Raw genomic sequence first — 15,857 nt, forward strand, 5'->3', positions numbered from 1 at the left:
AGTGTGTTAAACATCATGGAGAGACCTGCAATGCCCAGCCCACTGCGCCCGGATCAACGCCGGTTTCCCCTGCACATCCATATCAGTGTGATGTTCACCTTCCTGCTATTGCTGACCGGCGTGGTGCTCGGCATCTTCAATTATGGACAAACCACGCAGATCATTCTGTCCAGCAGTGAAAAGCTCTTCGACCGCATCGAGCAGGATGTCCGCCTGGACCTGCAAGGCACCTATGAGCCGATTAGTCATCTGCTGAGCCTGCTGGCGGACTACCCGGCGACCCGGGCACCCAATCTGGAGCAGCGACTGGCGTTGCTTCAGCCCTTCAGCCAATCGCTCAAGGACAACCCCAACCTGGCATCGTTGTACCTGGGCTACGGCAATGGCGACTTTTTCATGGTTCGCCCCCTGCGGACCACAGCCCTGAGAACCGCTTTGAACGCCCCGGACACGGCGGCGTTTCAAGTCTGGAGCATCGAGCACAGCGGCAGCAGTGGTCAGATCCGCTCCCAATCCCTGTTTTTTGATCAATCCCTGACTCTCCTCAACCGGCAGGACAATCCCGACGAAAGCTACGATCCTCGTACCCGCGCCTGGTTCTCCAGCGCGCTCGGCGATGTGGACCAGATCACCACCGAACCCTACGTTTTTTTCTCCACCCACAACGTCGGCACCACCCTCGCCCGGCGCAGTGGTGAGCAGGCGGTGATGGGTGCCGATCTGACACTGGCGGAGTTGTCGGCTACCCTGGCCAAACATGTGGTAACGCCCCATACAGAAATCGTTCTGTTCGATGCCCAAGGCAACGCGATCGCCTACCCCGACAGCAGCAAGCTGATCATCGACGACCAGACCGCTCGCCTGAACAAGGCGGCCGACCTGAGCCCCGGCCTCGGAGCCCTGCTCACCCGTCCTCCCGCCGGTAATCGTCTGGACGCCGCCGGTCGTCAATGGATTGTGGCGCGCAGCAGCATGACGGAGGGCGGCCCTCAGGGCCTGCAATTGGCGGTGCTGGTGCCAGAGGACGAATTGCTCGCCGATGCCTACCGCATGCGGTGGCAAGGCGCGCTGATTACCCTGGCGACATTGCTGCTGTGCCTGCCCGTGGGATGGTTGACTTCAAGAGTCCTGGTCAAGCCGCTTCGCACGCTGGTGCAGGAAGCTGACGCGATTCGCAGTTTCAACTTCAACTTTCCGCTCAGTCGGCGCTCGCCGGTGCTCGAAGTTGATCAACTGAGCGTGTCGATGGCGCGGATGAAGGACACCCTCGGCAGTTTCTTCAAGATCACCGATAGCCTGAGCGCCGAGACCCGCTTCGCGCCGTTGTTGCAGCGGGTGCTGTTTGAAACCGTGAAGATCGGGCAAGCCCAGGCCGGTCTGATTTACCTGCGCGAACGGGACAGCGATCGCATGGAGCCCCAAGGCCTGGTCATCAATGACACGTCACAGGCATTGCCTTCGTTCGGTGTTCAAGGGCATGAACTCCAGGACCCGCAGAGCCCCCGGTGGCTGCAGCAGTTATCGAATGCCGACAATGTCGTCACCAATCTGGGTTTCGAACAGGCAGGGGATTTGCAGAAGGTAATGCTCGCGCTGGAAAGCCCGCGGGTTCACCTGATCGGCATCCGCTTACACAATCGACACAACGAAACCGTGGGCTTGCTGATCCTGCTGCTGGCCGACAGTGGCACACAAAGCGACCTGGAAAAACTTCGCCCGGACCGCATCGCGTTTCTCCAGGCTGTTTCCGGTGCGGCCGCCGTGAGCATTGAGAGCCAGCGTCTGCAAGCCAAACAGAAACAACTGCTGGACGCCTTCATTCAACTGCTGGCCGGTGCGATCGATGCCAAGAGCCCCTACACCGGCGGTCACTGCCAGCGCGTGCCGGAGCTGACCCTGATGCTTGCCCAGGCCGCTGCCGCCAGTCAGGCCCCTGCCTTCAGCGACTACCAACCCACCGAAGACGAGTGGGAAGCGCTGCACATTGCGGCCTGGCTGCACGACTGCGGAAAGGTCACGACGCCTGAATACGTGGTCGACAAAGCCACCAAGCTTGAAACCCTGAACGACCGCATCCACGAAATCCGCACCCGCTTCGAGGTCCTCAAGCGCGATGCCTGGATCAACTATTGGCAGGCCATCGCCCTGGGCGGTGACGAGCAGCACCTGGCCCAGTTGCGCAATGCCAACCTCGCCGGGCTGGATGATGATTTCGCCTTCGTCGCCCGCTGCAATCTGGGCGCAGAGGCCATGGCCGAGGCCGACCTGCAACGTCTGCGCAGCATTGCCATGCGCAGCTGGACCCGAACCCTGGACGATCGACTCGGCGTGTCCTGGGAAGAAAACCGCCGTCAGGCACGAACCCCGGCGCCGACCTTGCCAATCAACGAACCGCTGTTGGCGGATAAGCCCGAGCACTTGTTCGAACGCGCCGAAAGCGAGCTGATCCCGGAAGACAACCCCTGGGGTTTCAAGCTCGATGTGCCGCACTACAAGTACAACCGGGGCGAACTCTACAACTTGAGCATTGCCCGAGGCACGCTGACCCGCGAGGAGCGTTACATCATCAATCACCACATGGTGCAGACGATCCTGATGCTCAGCCACTTGCCCTTCCCCGGCCACCTCAACAACGTCGCGGAAATCGCCGGCGGCCATCACGAGAAAATGGACGGTACCGGTTATCCCAAACAGTTGAAACGCGAAGAAATGAGCCTGCCAGCAAGGATGATGGCGATCGCCGATATTTTCGAAGCGCTGACCGCCGCCGATCGCCCCTACAAGAAAGCTAAAACGTTGAGCGAAGCGCTGGGCATCATGGCCACCATGTGCCGTGACGCCCACATCGATCCGGAGTTGTTCGGCCTGTTCATCAACGCCGAAATCTATTTGCAGTATGCCGACCGATTCCTCGATCCACGACAGATCGATGCAGTCGACCCGTCAAGTCTGCTGGTCAAGGCAGGCTTGAGGGCGTGATCAGCAATCGGTCAGTCGCAGGAAAATCGCCGCCAGTTGCTCGATACCGGCTTGATCGTCAGCGGTAAACCGCGCCAGGCTCGGACTGTCGAGGTCCAACACGCCGATCAGGCGACCGTCCTTGACCAGCGGCACGACCAGCTCGCTGTTCGATGCACTGTCGCAGGCAATGTGCCCGGGGAACGCGTGAACGTCTTCGACAAGTTGGGTCTGCAAGGTCGCCGCCGCCGTCCCGCATACGCCGCGACCGAACGGAATGCGTACACAGGCGATTTGCCCCTGAAACGGGCCCAGCACCAGTTCTTCGTTGCGATTGAGGTAGAAACCGGCCCAGTTCAGGTCGTCGAGCTGGCTGTACAGGAACGCCGAAAACTGTGCGGCGTTGGCGATAAAGTCACGCTCGTCCGCCAGTAACGACTCCAGCTGCGCCCATAACATGCCGTAACCGTCCAGGCCTTGGCCGCTCTTCTGTAAATCGATCATGCTTTGTGCTCCAACAGCTTCAGCCCCACCCAATAGCGGGCAAATTGATACGCGCAACGTCCATTGCGATTGCCCCGGCCGGTAGCCCAGCGCACGGCGAGGATGTCCAGTTCTTCGTTACGCTGCCACTCAAGGCCGGATTTCCCGGCCAATTGACCGATCCAGTGCTCGACGACGTTAAGGAAGTGCTCTTGAGTAAACGGATAGAACGACAGCCACAACCCAAAACGGTCCGACAGCGCGATTTTGTCTTCCACCGCCTCGCTGGGATGCAGTTCGCCATCGACCCTTTTCCAGTTTTCGTTATCGCTTTCCTTCTCCGGCACCAGGTGGCGACGGTTGGAGGTGGCGTAGAGCAAAACGTTATCCGGCGCCTGTTCCAGAGAACCGTCGAGCACGCTCTTGAGCACGCGATAGTCGCCTTCGCCCGACTCAAACGACAGGTCATCGCAGAACAGCACGAAACGCTGAGGCAGCTTGGCGATCTTTTCGACCACGCGCGGCAGGTCCGCCAGGTGATCGCGCTCGATCTCGATCAGCCGCAGGCCGGCCTTGGCATGCTCGGACAGCAAGGCGCGCACCAGAGACGATTTGCCAGTGCCGCGCGAGCCCCAGAGCAGTGCGTGGTTGGCGGGCATGCCGTCGAGGAACTGCTGGGTATTGCGCCCCAGTTGCTCCACTTGCCGGTCGACACCGATCAGGTCGGTCAACCGCGTGTCGAGGCTGACGTGCAGCGGCAGCAGAAAACCGCTGCGGCCCTCGCGTTGCCAGCGTGCAGCCAGGCATTGTGTCCAGTCGATGGCTTGCCGATGTGCAGGCAGGAGCGGTTCGATACGGGCCAGGACGGCATCGGCGCGTTCAAGAAAAGCATTCAATCGGGAATCCACGTCTTCTCCTCGGACACGTTCACAGTGATGATGGCATTACAGCGACGGTACACAGCGTTCGGTGTCCGGTTCATCCCTTGTTGCACTAGGGCTCGCGAGAACATCGGTATCCATGCATGATCGACTATGCTTGAGCAGCGAAGGGAAACGGAAGTGGTTCAACACCCCATGGATATCAAATTCACTCACCGGCTGTCATACAAGCAAGCCAGGTTGACTGTGCTGGTCGGGTTTATTCTGGGCACGCTGCTCAGTCTGCTGCAAATCGGCATCGATTATGCCAGCGAAGACGCCTCCATCAACCGCGAAATACTGTCTTTGCTGGAAATCAGCCATAACCCCGCGTCCCGCATCGCCTACAACATTGACGCCGAACTCGCTCAGGAACTGACGATGGGCCTGCTGCGCTCACCGGCGATCGTCGGCGGGCAACTGACTGACAACAACGGTACCGTTCTGGCCAGCGTCAAACGTCCGACCCAGCAAAACAATTACCGGATGATCAGCGACTTCCTGTTCGGCGCCAACCGCCAGTTTGAAGACCGCCTCTACCTCGACCACTTGCCGGACGAATCCCTCGGCACCTTGCGACTGGAAGTCGATACCTACGCCTACGGCAGCCGCTTCCTGCGCCGGGCCGAGGTGACGCTGCTCAACGGCTTCGCTCGCAGCCTGCTCCTGACCGGCATCCTGTTGGCGCTGTTCTACGTGATGCTGACAAAGCCGCTGGTACGGGTCATCCGCGAACTCAGCGGACGCGATCCGCGCAGCGTGGAACCGACCTGGCTGGAATACCCGAGCGGGCATAAAAACGATGAAATCGGTGTGCTGGTCAAAGTGGCCAACCAGCAATTCGAGAACATCGCTACCGAAATCCAGCAGCGACGTAACGCTGAGAACCGCCTGACCGACTACCTCGGGCAACTGGAAAACATCGTCTCGGCGCGCACAGCGGAACTCAAGGCGATCAACGCCAGGCTCAGCCAATCCAACCAGGAACTGGAAGTCGCGCGCAGCACCGCCCTCGATATGGCCGAAGCGCGCTCGGTATTCCTCGCCAATATGAGCCATGAAATCCGTACGCCGCTCAACGGCCTGCTGGGCATGATCGCGCTCTCGCTGGACGGCCCGCTCAATGCCGAACAACAGCAACAGCTGTCCATCGCACATGATTCGGGCAAAGTCCTGGTGGAACTGCTCAACGATATTCTCGATCTGTCGAAATTCGATGCAGGCCAACTCGAACTCGAACACATTCCGTTCGACCTCGGGTCGCTGATCGAAGACACCGCCAACCTGCTGTCGCAGAACGCCGCGCCCAGCGTCGAGTTGACCTGCCTGATCGATCCGCACTTTCCAGCGTTGGTGCTGGGGGACCCGACACGCGTCCGGCAGATCGTCAGCAACCTGTTGTCCAACGCCCTCAAGTTCACCCGTTTCGGTCGGGTCGATGTGCGTCTTTCAACGTTTGAAGATGGCGTCAGAATCGAAGTCTGCGACACCGGTATCGGGATTGCCCAGGATGCCCAGGTCAAAATCTTCCAGCCCTTCACGCAGGCCGGTGCCGGCATTACCCGACAATTTGGTGGGACCGGGCTGGGCCTGGCGCTGACCTATAACCTCTGCGAAGCCATGCAGGGGCGCCTGACCATCAGCTCGGAAGCGGGTTTCGGCAGCCAATTCTGCGCCGACCTGCCTTTACCCTCCCACACCCGGGCCATGTCTCCACAGCCTTTGCCGGGCAAGGTCATCGCGATCACTGCGGCCAACAGTGGCCTGTCGGAACTGTTGAAAAATCTGTTGCCCGGCTGGGGCCTGGACTACCAACAACGCTCCATTGATGACTCGTTTATCGGGCTCGACCCGGATGTGCTGATCACTGACTGTCCCGAATGCCTGTTTGGCCTGCGTCCGACCCTCGACGCCCCGATTCTGCTGGTGACCGCCTATGGCAGCTTTATGCCCAGCGAAGAAGCGAGTGCCCTGGCGCCCCTGCAACAACAGGCACGACCTCTGGCGCGCAATGCGCTTTACCAGACATTACGCCGGGTGCTGCAGCCGGAAAGCAACCTGATCAACGGCGCCCGGGTCGAAGCCCTTACCCCGCAACGGCGCGGACGCGTCCTGCTGGTCGAGGACAACCCGGTCAATCAGTTGGTGGCCAAGGGCATGCTCGGCAAACTCGGTTGCGAGGTGATCGTCGCCGCTCACGGTGCCGAAGCCCTGGATCAGCTTGAGCACAGCGAATTCGATCTGGTGCTGATGGATTGCAACATGCCGGTGATGGATGGCTATGAAGCCAGTCGGCAAATCCGCCGCAGCGGGCGCTGGCCACAATTGCCCATCGTTGCCTTGACCGCCAACGCCATGTCCGAGGAACGCGAACGCTGCCGTGTGGCGGGCATGAGCGACTACCTGGCCAAACCCTTTCGCCGTGAAGAACTGGCCGCCCTGCTCGACCTGTGGATACCCACTACGACAGCGCTTTGATTTGCCCCAACAGGTGATCCAGACCGTCGCGCAGATCATTCAGGCGATCCAGATCGACGCCACTGTCACACAACAACCGGGCCTTGAGCGGCCCGACCTGATCACGCAAGGCCTTGCCGTTGGGCGAAAGACTCAGGTGCACCTCACGCTCATCGCGGGCCGAACGCTGGCGCTGCACCAGTTGCAGCTGCTCAAGACGCTTGAGCAACGGCGTCAGGGTGCCGGAATCCAGCGCCAAGCGTTCGCCCAGCGCCTTGACCGTCGGCTGTTCCGGCGCCGCCTCCTGCCATTCCCACAACACCAGCATCGCCAGGTATTGCGGATAAGTCAGGCCAAGTTGATCAAGCATCGGCTTGTAGGCGCGGATCACCGCTCGCGAGGCCGCGTACAGCTTGAAGCACAGCTGGCTGTCGAGCTTCAGGGAGTCGACTGACAAGGTGTTCATTTGAGCAGGGCTTCGATCTCGCGGCTCAGGTCCTGCGGTTTGGTCGCCGGCGCGAAACGCTTGACCAACTGGCCGTCCTTGCCGATCAGGAACTTGGTGAAGTTCCACTTGATGCCTTGGGAACCCAACACGCCCGGTGCACGTTTTTTCAACTGCACGAACAGCGGATGGGCGCCGGCGCCGTTGACATCAATCTTCTTGAACAGCGGAAAGCTGACACCGAAGTTCAACTCGCAGAACTCGGAAATCGCCCCTTCGTTACCCGGCTCCTGTTTGCCGAACTGATTGCAGGGAAAGCCGAGCACCACCAAGCCTTGATCCTTGTAGGTCTGCCACAACTCCTCAAGGCCTTTGTATTGCGGGGTGAAACCGCATTTGCTGGCGGTATTGACCACCAGCACGGCTTTGCCGGCGAAATCGGCCAGGGTCTTTTGTTCACCTTTGATGGTGGTCACCGGGATGGTCAGCAGGTTGTCGCTCATGGCTTGGGCTCGAAATGAAGGAACAAGCACTGAACATAGCGAGCAATTGAATTGTGTGCAATTTAAATTATTAAACGCTGATCATCTGCAGGAGCGAAGCTTGCTCGCGAAGGCGTCCTGACATTCAACATTGATGTTGACTGACCCGACGCCTTCGCGAGCAAGCTTCGCTCCTACAGGGGCCTGCGTCAGGCGCGCGGCACCAGGTCCAGGCACACCGAGTTGATGCAATAGCGCAGACCGGTCGGTGGCGGGCCATCCGGGAACACGTGCCCCAGGTGCGCCTCGCACTTGGCGCAGACCACTTCAGTGCGGATCATGCCGTGGCTGACGTCACGGATCTCGACCATCGCACTTTCACCGATCGGCGCGTAGAAGCTCGGCCAGCCACAGCCGGAATCAAACTTGGTTTTCGAATCGAACAGCGGTTCACTGCAGCAGATGCAGTGGAAGACGCCGTCAGTTTTGGTGTCGTTGTATTTGCCGGAGAACGGCCGTTCGGTGCCCTTGAGGCGGCAAACGTTGTACTGCTCTGGATCGAGCATCGCCTTCCATTCTTCCAGGGTTTTTTCCAACTTTTCCATCGTCACACCTCAGCAGTTGAAAAAGCCCGATCTGTACCTTTTCCACGGATCGGGCGGCACGTATGATTGCGCCTCGTCAAACGCCAGTCTGGCAGCCAGACCACGCGCATTCAAACGGATTTATGGGTGCTGCCTCTCAAGGCGTCAGGCCTGTGTGAATACGCAGGATTCCCAGCACGGTCGTTCATACGCCGCCTGGATCGTTCATTTTCGGGAACACATCGCCATGCAGGTCAGCAAATCGAACAAGCTCGCCAACGTCTGCTACGACATTCGCGGCCCAGTGCTCAAGCACGCCAAGCGCCTGGAAGAGGAAGGTCATCGCATCCTCAAGCTGAACATCGGCAACCCGGCGCCGTTTGGTTTCGAAGCGCCGGACGAAATCCTCCAGGACGTGATCCGCAACCTGCCGACCGCTCAAGGCTATAGCGACTCCAAGGGCCTGTTCAGCGCGCGCAAGGCCGTCATGCAGTACTACCAGCAGAAGCAGGTGGAAGGTGTCGGCATTGAAGACATCTACCTGGGTAACGGCGTTTCCGAGCTGATCGTGATGTCGATGCAGGCATTGCTGAACAATGGCGACGAAGTGCTGGTGCCAGCGCCCGACTATCCGCTGTGGACTGCCGCAGTGAGCCTGTCCGGCGGCAACCCGGTGCATTACCTGTGCGACGAGCAGGCCAACTGGTGGCCGGACCTGGCCGACATCAAAGCCAAGATCACCCCGAACACCAAAGCCCTGGTGATCATCAACCCGAACAACCCGACCGGCGCGGTGTATTCGAAGGAAGTGCTGCTGGGTATGCTCGAACTGGCTCGTCAGCACAATCTGGTAGTGTTCTCCGACGAGATCTACGACAAGATCCTGTACGATGACGCCGTGCACATCTGCACCGCGTCCCTGGCGCCGGACCTGCTGTGCCTGACCTTCAACGGCCTGTCCAAGTCCTATCGCGTTGCCGGTTTCCGTTCCGGCTGGATCGCCATTTCAGGCCCGAAACACCACGCCCAGAGCTACATTGAAGGCATCGACATGCTGGCCAACATGCGCCTGTGTGCCAACGTGCCGAGCCAACATGCGATCCAGACTGCACTCGGCGGTTATCAGAGCATCAATGACCTGGTGTTGCCGCAAGGTCGCCTGCTGGAACAGCGCAACCGCACCTGGGAATTGCTCAACGATATTCCGGGCGTAAGCTGCGTCAAGCCGATGGGCGCGTTGTATGCGTTCCCGCGGATCGACCCGAAAGTCTGCCCGATCCACAACGACGAGAAGTTCGTGCTCGACCTGCTGCTCTCCGAGAAGCTGCTGGTGGTACAAGGCACGGCCTTCAACTGGCCTTGGCCGGATCACTTCCGTGTCGTGACCTTGCCACGGGTGGACGATCTGGACATGGCCATCGGCCGGATCGGCAACTTCCTCAAAACCTACCGCCAGTAAACTGATATTCACCGTGCGACGCGCGCGTCTGTCGCACGGTGATTAATTCAGCAACATATCTTTGCACCCCGCCCTACATCACTGCGCTTATCGCTGACTGATGCTTCGTTTCGTGGTCGCGTCTAGCAAAGACGGGGCCTGCGACGCGAATTGACTGTCAAACGCTTCCGGCATCCCCGTCGGAAATGCCCTTCAAGCAGCTAGACTGTTGCCGTAGGACACAGTTTGAAATAGTCACTCGGTTGAATAGCCCGGTGCAGCACCTTATATACCCCGCAGTACGCTACATCTTTAGCATGAGGAGATTTCTACAACCATGATGCGCATCCTGCTGTTTTTGGCCACTAACCTGGCGGTCGTGCTGATTGCCAGCATCACCCTGAGCCTTTTCGGCTTCAACGGGTTCATGGCGGCCAACGGGGTTGATCTCAACCTCAATCAGCTGCTGATTTTCTGTGCGGTCTTTGGTTTCGCCGGTTCGCTGTTCTCGCTGTTCATCTCCAAGTGGATGGCGAAGATGAGCACCAGCACCCAAATCATCAGCCAGCCGCGCACCCGTCACGAGCAATGGCTGCTGCAAACCGTCGAGCAACTGTCCCGCGAGGCCGGGATCAAGATGCCCGAAGTCGGGATTTTCCCCGCCTACGAGGCCAACGCATTCGCCACGGGCTGGAACAAGAACGACGCACTGGTCGCGGTCAGCCAGGGCTTGCTCGAGCGTTTTACACCGGACGAAGTGAAGGCCGTTCTGGCCCACGAAATCGGCCACGTGGCCAATGGCGACATGGTCACCCTGGCATTGATCCAAGGCGTGGTGAACACCTTCGTGATGTTCTTCGCACGGATCATCGGCAACTTTGTCGACAAGGTGATCTTCAAGAATGAAGAAGGCCAAGGTATTGCCTACTACGTGGCGACCATCTTCGCCGAACTGGTCCTGGGCATCCTGGCCAGCTCCATCGTCATGTGGTTCTCGCGCAAACGTGAGTTCCGCGCAGACGAAGCCGGTGCACGCCTGGCCGGCACCAGTGCAATGATTGGCGCCTTGCAACGCCTTCGTGCCGAACAGGGCCTGCCAGTGCACATGCCGGATACGCTGAATGCCTTTGGCATCAACGGTGGCATCAAACAAGGGTTCGCTCGCATGTTCATGAGCCACCCGCCGCTGGAAGAGCGTATTGACGCGTTGCGTCGTCGGGGCTGATTGGCTTCGCACTAAAAGAAAAGGCCCGCAGTGAATGCGGGCCTTTTTTTGGTCTGCTGATTGATGCGGTGTTCATTCAGGCCCCATCGCGAGCAAGCTCGCGATGGGGCCAGCAAAATCAACACATCTTAATGGCTGGAAACCCGATAAACCCGCTCTTCAAGCCGAGTGACGCCATTCTCGGCAAACTTCCAGCTCTCGCCCAGCACATCCTGGTCTTCCAGAACCTTCAGCTCCCAGGTCGCCCCGAACAACCGTTGCACTTCATCATCCAGCACGGCAAACGGCGGGCCGTCCATTTGTGACTGGTCGTAATCCAGGGTGATCAAAATTCCCAGCGAATCCTTCGGCAGAATCCGCTTCAGATGCTCGGCGTACTGCTCACGCATCGTCGGCGGTAAGGCGATCAACGCCGCGCGGTCATACAGCGCACTGCAATCGGCGACATCGCCAGCCGTCAACGCGAAAAAATCACCACACCAGACCTCGATCGAACCCGCACGATAGACCGTGAAAGGGCCCTGGTCGCTGACATCCGGGTCAAATTGATGCTCGTGGAAAAAGTCTTCCACGGCCTTTTCCGACAACTCGATACCCAACACTTCGTGACCGCATTTCGCCAGCCACAGCAGGTCCAGGCTTTTCCCACATAACGGCACCAGTACGCGCGCACCCTCCTCCAGGCCCAGCTGCGGCCAGTACCGTTGCAGATATGGATTCACTTCCGGCAGGTGAAAGCCGATCTGATTCGACGTCCACCGCTTGTGCCAAAACTCCGGCTGCATAATTAATCCCGAAAATTCGATCAAAAGACCCTAAAACTTATATTAGATTTAGATCAATGATCTGACTGAAGATGCTGCCATCTTACCCCTCAGGAGGTCATTCATGTTCCCCAGCCTGTACATATCCCATGGCTCGCCCATGTTGGCACTGGAACCGGGCGCCAGCGGACCCGCCCTGGCTCGCCTCGCCGCAGAATTACCGAAACCGAAAGCTATCGTGATTGTGTCTGCACACTGGGAAAGTAACGAGTTGCTGGTCAGCGGCAATCCCCGGCCTGAAACCTGGCATGACTTTGGCGGTTTTCCCAAGGCCTTGTTCGAGGTGCAATACCCGGCGCCCGGCGATCCACAGCTGGCGGCAGAGGTTGTGGAGTTATTGAAGGCTGATGGTCTGCCGTCGCACATCGATGTCAAGCGGCCGTTCGACCACGGGGTCTGGGTGCCGTTGTCATTGATGTACCCACAGGCCGACATCCCTGTGGTGCAAGTCTCGCTGCCCACCCGTGGCGGCCCTGCCCTGCAAACCCGGGTCGGCCACGCCCTGGCCAGCCTGCGCGACCACGGCGTGTTGTTGATCGGTTCTGGCAGCATCACCCACAACCTGCGAGAACTGGACTGGCATGCCGGCCCGGAAAGCGTCGAACCGTGGGCCAGGACGTTTCGCGACTGGATGATTGAAAAACTCGCGGCCAACGATGAAACCGCGCTGCACGATTATCGTCAACAGGCGCCCAATGCGGTGCGCAACCATCCCAGCGATGAGCATTTGCTGCCGTTGTACTTTGCTCGCGGGGCTGGGGGGGAGTTCGGGATTGCGCACCAAGGGTTCACAATGGGGGCGCTGGGGATGGACATTTATCGCTTTGACTGACCGGTAGACCGAGTCGCTCCCATCGTCGGAACGCCGCCCGGAGCCGGCTCGCTCCCACAGTAGATCTTCAGTGAACACAATATCTGTGTATTACAGAGATCCCCTGTGGGAGCGAGCCGGCTCCGGGCGGCGTTCCGACGATGCGGCCCACTCGGTCTCCAGCCCATGCACAAACAGCAGGCCAAAAAAATCCCCGAACCAGTCGGGGATTTTTTATGTTCGATCAATCAGCTCAAGAGCGGATCAATCTTCGCGATAGCGACGCAGCTTCAACTGCTTACCGGCAACGCGAGTGTCCTTCAGCTTGGTCAGCAGACGCTCCAGACCATCTTCCGGCAGCTCGACGAGGCTGAAGCTGTCACGCACCTGGATGCGACCGATTGCTTCGCGAGCCAGACCACCCTCGTTGAGGATGGCGCCCAGCAGGTTCTTGGCAGCGATACCATCACGCGCACCCAGCGCGGTACGGCAACGAGCACGACCTTCGGCCAATGGAACCGGAGCACGACGCTCACGATCACCACGGTCCGGACGATCACCGGTACGCTCTGGACGATCGCCACGCGGTGCGTTGTTCGGCACCAGTGGACGTTCTTTCTCAATTGCAGCCAGGGTCAACGCTTGAGCGTTGGTTGCCTTGCGCAGCAGAGCAGCGGCCAGTGCACGCGGGGTGCAACCGATGTCGGCAGTCAGGCGATCCAGCAGATCACCGTGAGTCGATTCGGCATCAGCCACCAGCGGCGACAGGCTGTTGGTCAGTTTCTTGATGCGGGCATCGAGAACGGCCTGAGCATCCGGCAGGCGGACTTCGGCAACTTTCTGACCGGTTACACGCTCGATCACTTGCAGCATGCGGCGCTCACGTGGAGTCACCAGCAGCAGTGCACGACCTTCGCGACCGGCACGGCCAGTACGGCCGATACGGTGAACGTAGGATTCCGGGTCGTAAGGCATATCAACGTTGAACACGTGAGTGATACGCGGAACGTCCAGGCCACGAGCAGCAACGTCGGTCGCCACAACGATGTCCAGACGGCCATCCTTGAGGGATTCGATCACGCGCTCACGTTGGTTCTGAGCAATGTCACCGTTCAGCGCAGCGGCTTTGTAGCCTTTGGCTTCCAGGGCACTGGCCAGGTCCAGGGTCGCTTGCTTGGTGCGCACGAACATGATCAGGGCGTCGAAGTCTTCCACTTCCAGCAGGCTCAATACAGCCGAGGTCTTCTGGTCAGCGTGAACCAACAGGTGAGCCTGTTCGATCGCGGTAACGGTCTGAGTCTTGGTCTGGATCTTCACGTGTTGCGGATCGCGCAGATGGCGTTCGGCAATGGCACGGATCGACTGTGGCAGGGTGGCCGAGAACAATACGGTCTGACGGGTAGGTGGCAGAGCCTTGAAGATAACTTCGAGGTCGTCCATGAAACCCAGTTTGAGCATTTCGTCCGCTTCGTCGAGAACCAGGTGGTTCACGGTCGACAGGACTTTTTCGTCACGACGCAGGTGGTCGCACAGACGGCCCGGCGTGGCGACAACGATCTGTGCACCATTACGGATTGCTTTCAGTTGTGGACCCATAGGGGCGCCGCCGTAAACGGCCACAACGGTAACGCCCGGCATTTGCTTGGCGTAGGTTTCGAAAGCGGTTGCTACTTGCAGCGCCAACTCACGGGTTGGCGCCAGGATCAGGGCTTGCGGCTCGCGCTTGGCAGGATCGATGCGGTGCAGGATCGGCAGGGCGAACGCGGCGGTTTTACCCGTACCGGTTTGCGCCTGACCAATCATGTCTTGACCGGCCATGATGATCGGGATCGATTGCTGCTGAATAGCCGAAGGCTCTTCGTAGCCAGTCGCGATGACGGCTGCAAGAATATTCGGATTAAGATTAAAAGCGGCGAAGCCGCCGGTTTCCTGGGTCATGGGTCTGCCTCTAAGTGCATCCGCAAAGACCCATGCTCCAAAGCTGCGCATGCCGTGTAAGACTCAAGAGTCGCCCTGGCTGCTTTGTCGGCGGGGATTTGCGAAAACGAATGAATGAAAAAGATTCGTCAAGGGAGAGTCCGCTGTGCGGACGTGCAGCCGAAGCTGACTTCGGGAAATTGCGCTACCTAAACGCGGCCCGGTTAAAGGCCGGCGCGCACTATACCGGAATTCGCCCAAAAAGGGAGCATTATTTGTCGGAAAACTGACGTATACACCGTTGTGTCACAGGCTTTGCGGATAATCGTGCAACGGTCTATTTTTCAAAAGCCCGGCCCTGCTGGCGATGGCGCTAAAACGGTTCATCCTTGTGACGCAGACCTTCGGTCTGGCACACCCTTCCCGCCCGAGGAAATGCTCCATGAATCAGCCCGGCTCCAGTCGTGTCACCCGTGAAAAACACGGCCATGTCCTGATGATCGGCCTGGATCGTGTGGCCAAGCGCAACGCCTTCGACCTCGACCTGCTCAACGAACTGAGCCTGGCCTACGGCGAGTTTGAGGCCGACAGCGAGGCGCGGGTGGCGGTGGTGTTTGCGCATGGGGAGCATTTCACCGCAGGGCTTGACCTGATCAATGCCAGCGCGGCCCTGGCCGAAGGCTGGCAGGCACCGCCCGGCGGTTGCGATCCGTGGGGCGTGTTTGCCGGCCCCCGGGTGAGCAAACCGGTGATCGTCGCCGCGCAAGGCTACTGCCTGACCATCGGCATCGAGCTGATGCTGGCCGCCGACATCAACCTCTGCGCCAGCAACACCCGGTTTGCCCAAAAGGAAGTGCAGCGCGGGATCTTCCCCTTCGGCGGCGCCACGTTGCGTTTGCATCAAGTCGCCGGCTGGGGCAATGCCATGCGCTGGCTGCTGACCGGCGATGAATTCGATGCTCACGATGCCTTGCACCTGGGATTGGTGCAGGAAGTCATGGCCAGCGAGGATTTGCTGCCACGGGCCATTGAATTGGCTGAGCGGATTGCCCGACAGGCACCGTTGGGGGTTCAAGCGACGTTGATGTCTGCCCGGCAGGCCCGTTACGAAGGGGAAACGGCTGCGGCGCAGGGGTTGCCGCCGTTGGTGAAGAAGTTGCTGGCCAGTGAGGATGCCAAGGAAGGTGTGCGGTCGATGATCGAGAAGCGGCCGGGGGTCTTCAAGGGCTGCTGACAGATTTGCTTTTGTGGCGAGGGAGCTTGCTCCCGCTGGGCTGCGAAGCGGCCCCAAAATCTTCGCAATCAATGCAAAT

General features: G+C 59.4%; 13 protein-coding genes. 6 read left to right on the forward strand and 7 right to left on the reverse strand.

Annotated elements, in window-relative coordinates; genetic code table 11:
* The first annotated feature begins 30 nt into the window (after window positions 1-30).
* Window positions 31-2,979: an HD domain-containing phosphohydrolase gene (locus ACYZT8_RS20415; RefSeq protein ID WP_461975425.1), complete on the forward strand. Its 2,949-nt coding sequence runs from the start codon at window positions 31-33 to the stop codon at window positions 2,977-2,979.
* On the opposite strand, the gene ACYZT8_RS20420 is transcribed toward ACYZT8_RS20415, so the two are convergent.
* Together ACYZT8_RS20420 and ACYZT8_RS20425 are read right to left on the reverse strand one after the other, a co-directional pair.
* Window positions 2,980-3,462 (reverse strand): GAF domain-containing protein, encoded by a 483-nt coding sequence (locus ACYZT8_RS20420; RefSeq protein ID WP_094468350.1) that lies wholly within the window; start codon window positions 3,460-3,462, stop codon window positions 2,980-2,982. It lies immediately after the preceding gene.
* Window positions 3,459-4,349 (reverse strand): ATP-binding protein, encoded by an 891-nt coding sequence (locus tag ACYZT8_RS20425; RefSeq protein ID WP_461975427.1) that lies wholly within the window; start codon window positions 4,347-4,349, stop codon window positions 3,459-3,461. The genes ACYZT8_RS20420 and ACYZT8_RS20425 overlap by 4 nt, the downstream gene beginning before the upstream one ends.
* Before the next feature lie 168 nt (window positions 4,350-4,517).
* Here ACYZT8_RS20425 and ACYZT8_RS20430 point away from each other — a divergent pair, with 168 nt between their 5' ends.
* Complete coding sequence (locus ACYZT8_RS20430; protein WP_461975429.1) at window positions 4,518-6,839, forward strand: hybrid sensor histidine kinase/response regulator; 2,322 nt, start codon at window positions 4,518-4,520, stop codon at window positions 6,837-6,839.
* Here ACYZT8_RS20430 and ACYZT8_RS20435 read toward each other — a convergent pair.
* The 3 genes from ACYZT8_RS20435 to msrB all read right to left on the reverse strand — a co-directional run bounded on the left by ACYZT8_RS20435 (window position 6,823) and on the right by msrB (window position 8,350).
* Window positions 6,823-7,284 (reverse strand): MarR family winged helix-turn-helix transcriptional regulator, encoded by a 462-nt coding sequence (locus tag ACYZT8_RS20435; RefSeq protein ID WP_461975431.1) that lies wholly within the window; start codon window positions 7,282-7,284, stop codon window positions 6,823-6,825. The two genes, ACYZT8_RS20430 and ACYZT8_RS20435, sit on opposite strands and share 17 nt — an antisense overlap.
* Window positions 7,281-7,766, reverse strand: a complete 486-nt coding sequence (locus ACYZT8_RS20440) for a glutathione peroxidase (protein ID WP_438659299.1) — start codon at window positions 7,764-7,766, stop codon at window positions 7,281-7,283. The genes ACYZT8_RS20435 and ACYZT8_RS20440 overlap by 4 nt, the downstream gene beginning before the upstream one ends.
* Window positions 7,767-7,954: 188 nt before the next feature.
* The gene (gene msrB, locus ACYZT8_RS20445; RefSeq protein WP_461975433.1) at window positions 7,955-8,350 is read right to left on the reverse strand and encodes a peptide-methionine (R)-S-oxide reductase MsrB; all 396 of its coding nucleotides are present in this window, start codon (window positions 8,348-8,350) and stop codon (window positions 7,955-7,957) included.
* Window positions 8,351-8,576: 226 nt separating this feature from the next.
* Between msrB and ACYZT8_RS20450 the strand changes: the two genes are divergently transcribed.
* Complete coding sequence (locus ACYZT8_RS20450) at window positions 8,577-9,788, forward strand: pyridoxal phosphate-dependent aminotransferase (RefSeq protein ID WP_461959356.1); 1,212 nt, start codon at window positions 8,577-8,579, stop codon at window positions 9,786-9,788.
* Between the two features lie 316 nt (window positions 9,789-10,104).
* The gene (gene htpX, locus ACYZT8_RS20455; RefSeq protein ID WP_428278323.1) at window positions 10,105-10,992 is read left to right on the forward strand and encodes a protease HtpX; all 888 of its coding nucleotides are present in this window, start codon (window positions 10,105-10,107) and stop codon (window positions 10,990-10,992) included.
* 128 nt (window positions 10,993-11,120) lie between these two features.
* Here the strand turns inward: htpX and ACYZT8_RS20460 are convergent, their stop codons facing one another.
* Entirely contained in the window at window positions 11,121-11,777 is a 657-nt protein-coding gene (locus ACYZT8_RS20460) for a thiopurine S-methyltransferase (protein WP_461975436.1), read from the reverse strand.
* Between the two features lie 103 nt (window positions 11,778-11,880).
* On the opposite strand from ACYZT8_RS20460, the gene ACYZT8_RS20465 reads away from it, so the two are divergent.
* Window positions 11,881-12,648: a DODA-type extradiol aromatic ring-opening family dioxygenase gene (locus ACYZT8_RS20465; protein ID WP_461975438.1), complete on the forward strand. Its 768-nt coding sequence runs from the start codon at window positions 11,881-11,883 to the stop codon at window positions 12,646-12,648.
* 243 nt (window positions 12,649-12,891) lie between these two features.
* On the opposite strand, the gene ACYZT8_RS20470 is transcribed toward ACYZT8_RS20465, so the two are convergent.
* On the reverse strand, window positions 12,892-14,565 hold the full coding sequence (locus ACYZT8_RS20470) for a DEAD/DEAH box helicase (RefSeq protein WP_461955053.1): 1,674 nt from the start codon (window positions 14,563-14,565) through the stop codon (window positions 12,892-12,894).
* Between the two features lie 421 nt (window positions 14,566-14,986).
* On the opposite strand from ACYZT8_RS20470, the gene ACYZT8_RS20475 reads away from it, so the two are divergent.
* The gene (locus ACYZT8_RS20475) at window positions 14,987-15,778 is read left to right on the forward strand and encodes a crotonase/enoyl-CoA hydratase family protein (RefSeq protein WP_461975440.1); all 792 of its coding nucleotides are present in this window, start codon (window positions 14,987-14,989) and stop codon (window positions 15,776-15,778) included.
* Window positions 15,779-15,857 lie beyond the last annotated feature (79 nt).

It is taken from the genome of Pseudomonas sp. LB3P93, from assembly GCF_054898025.1.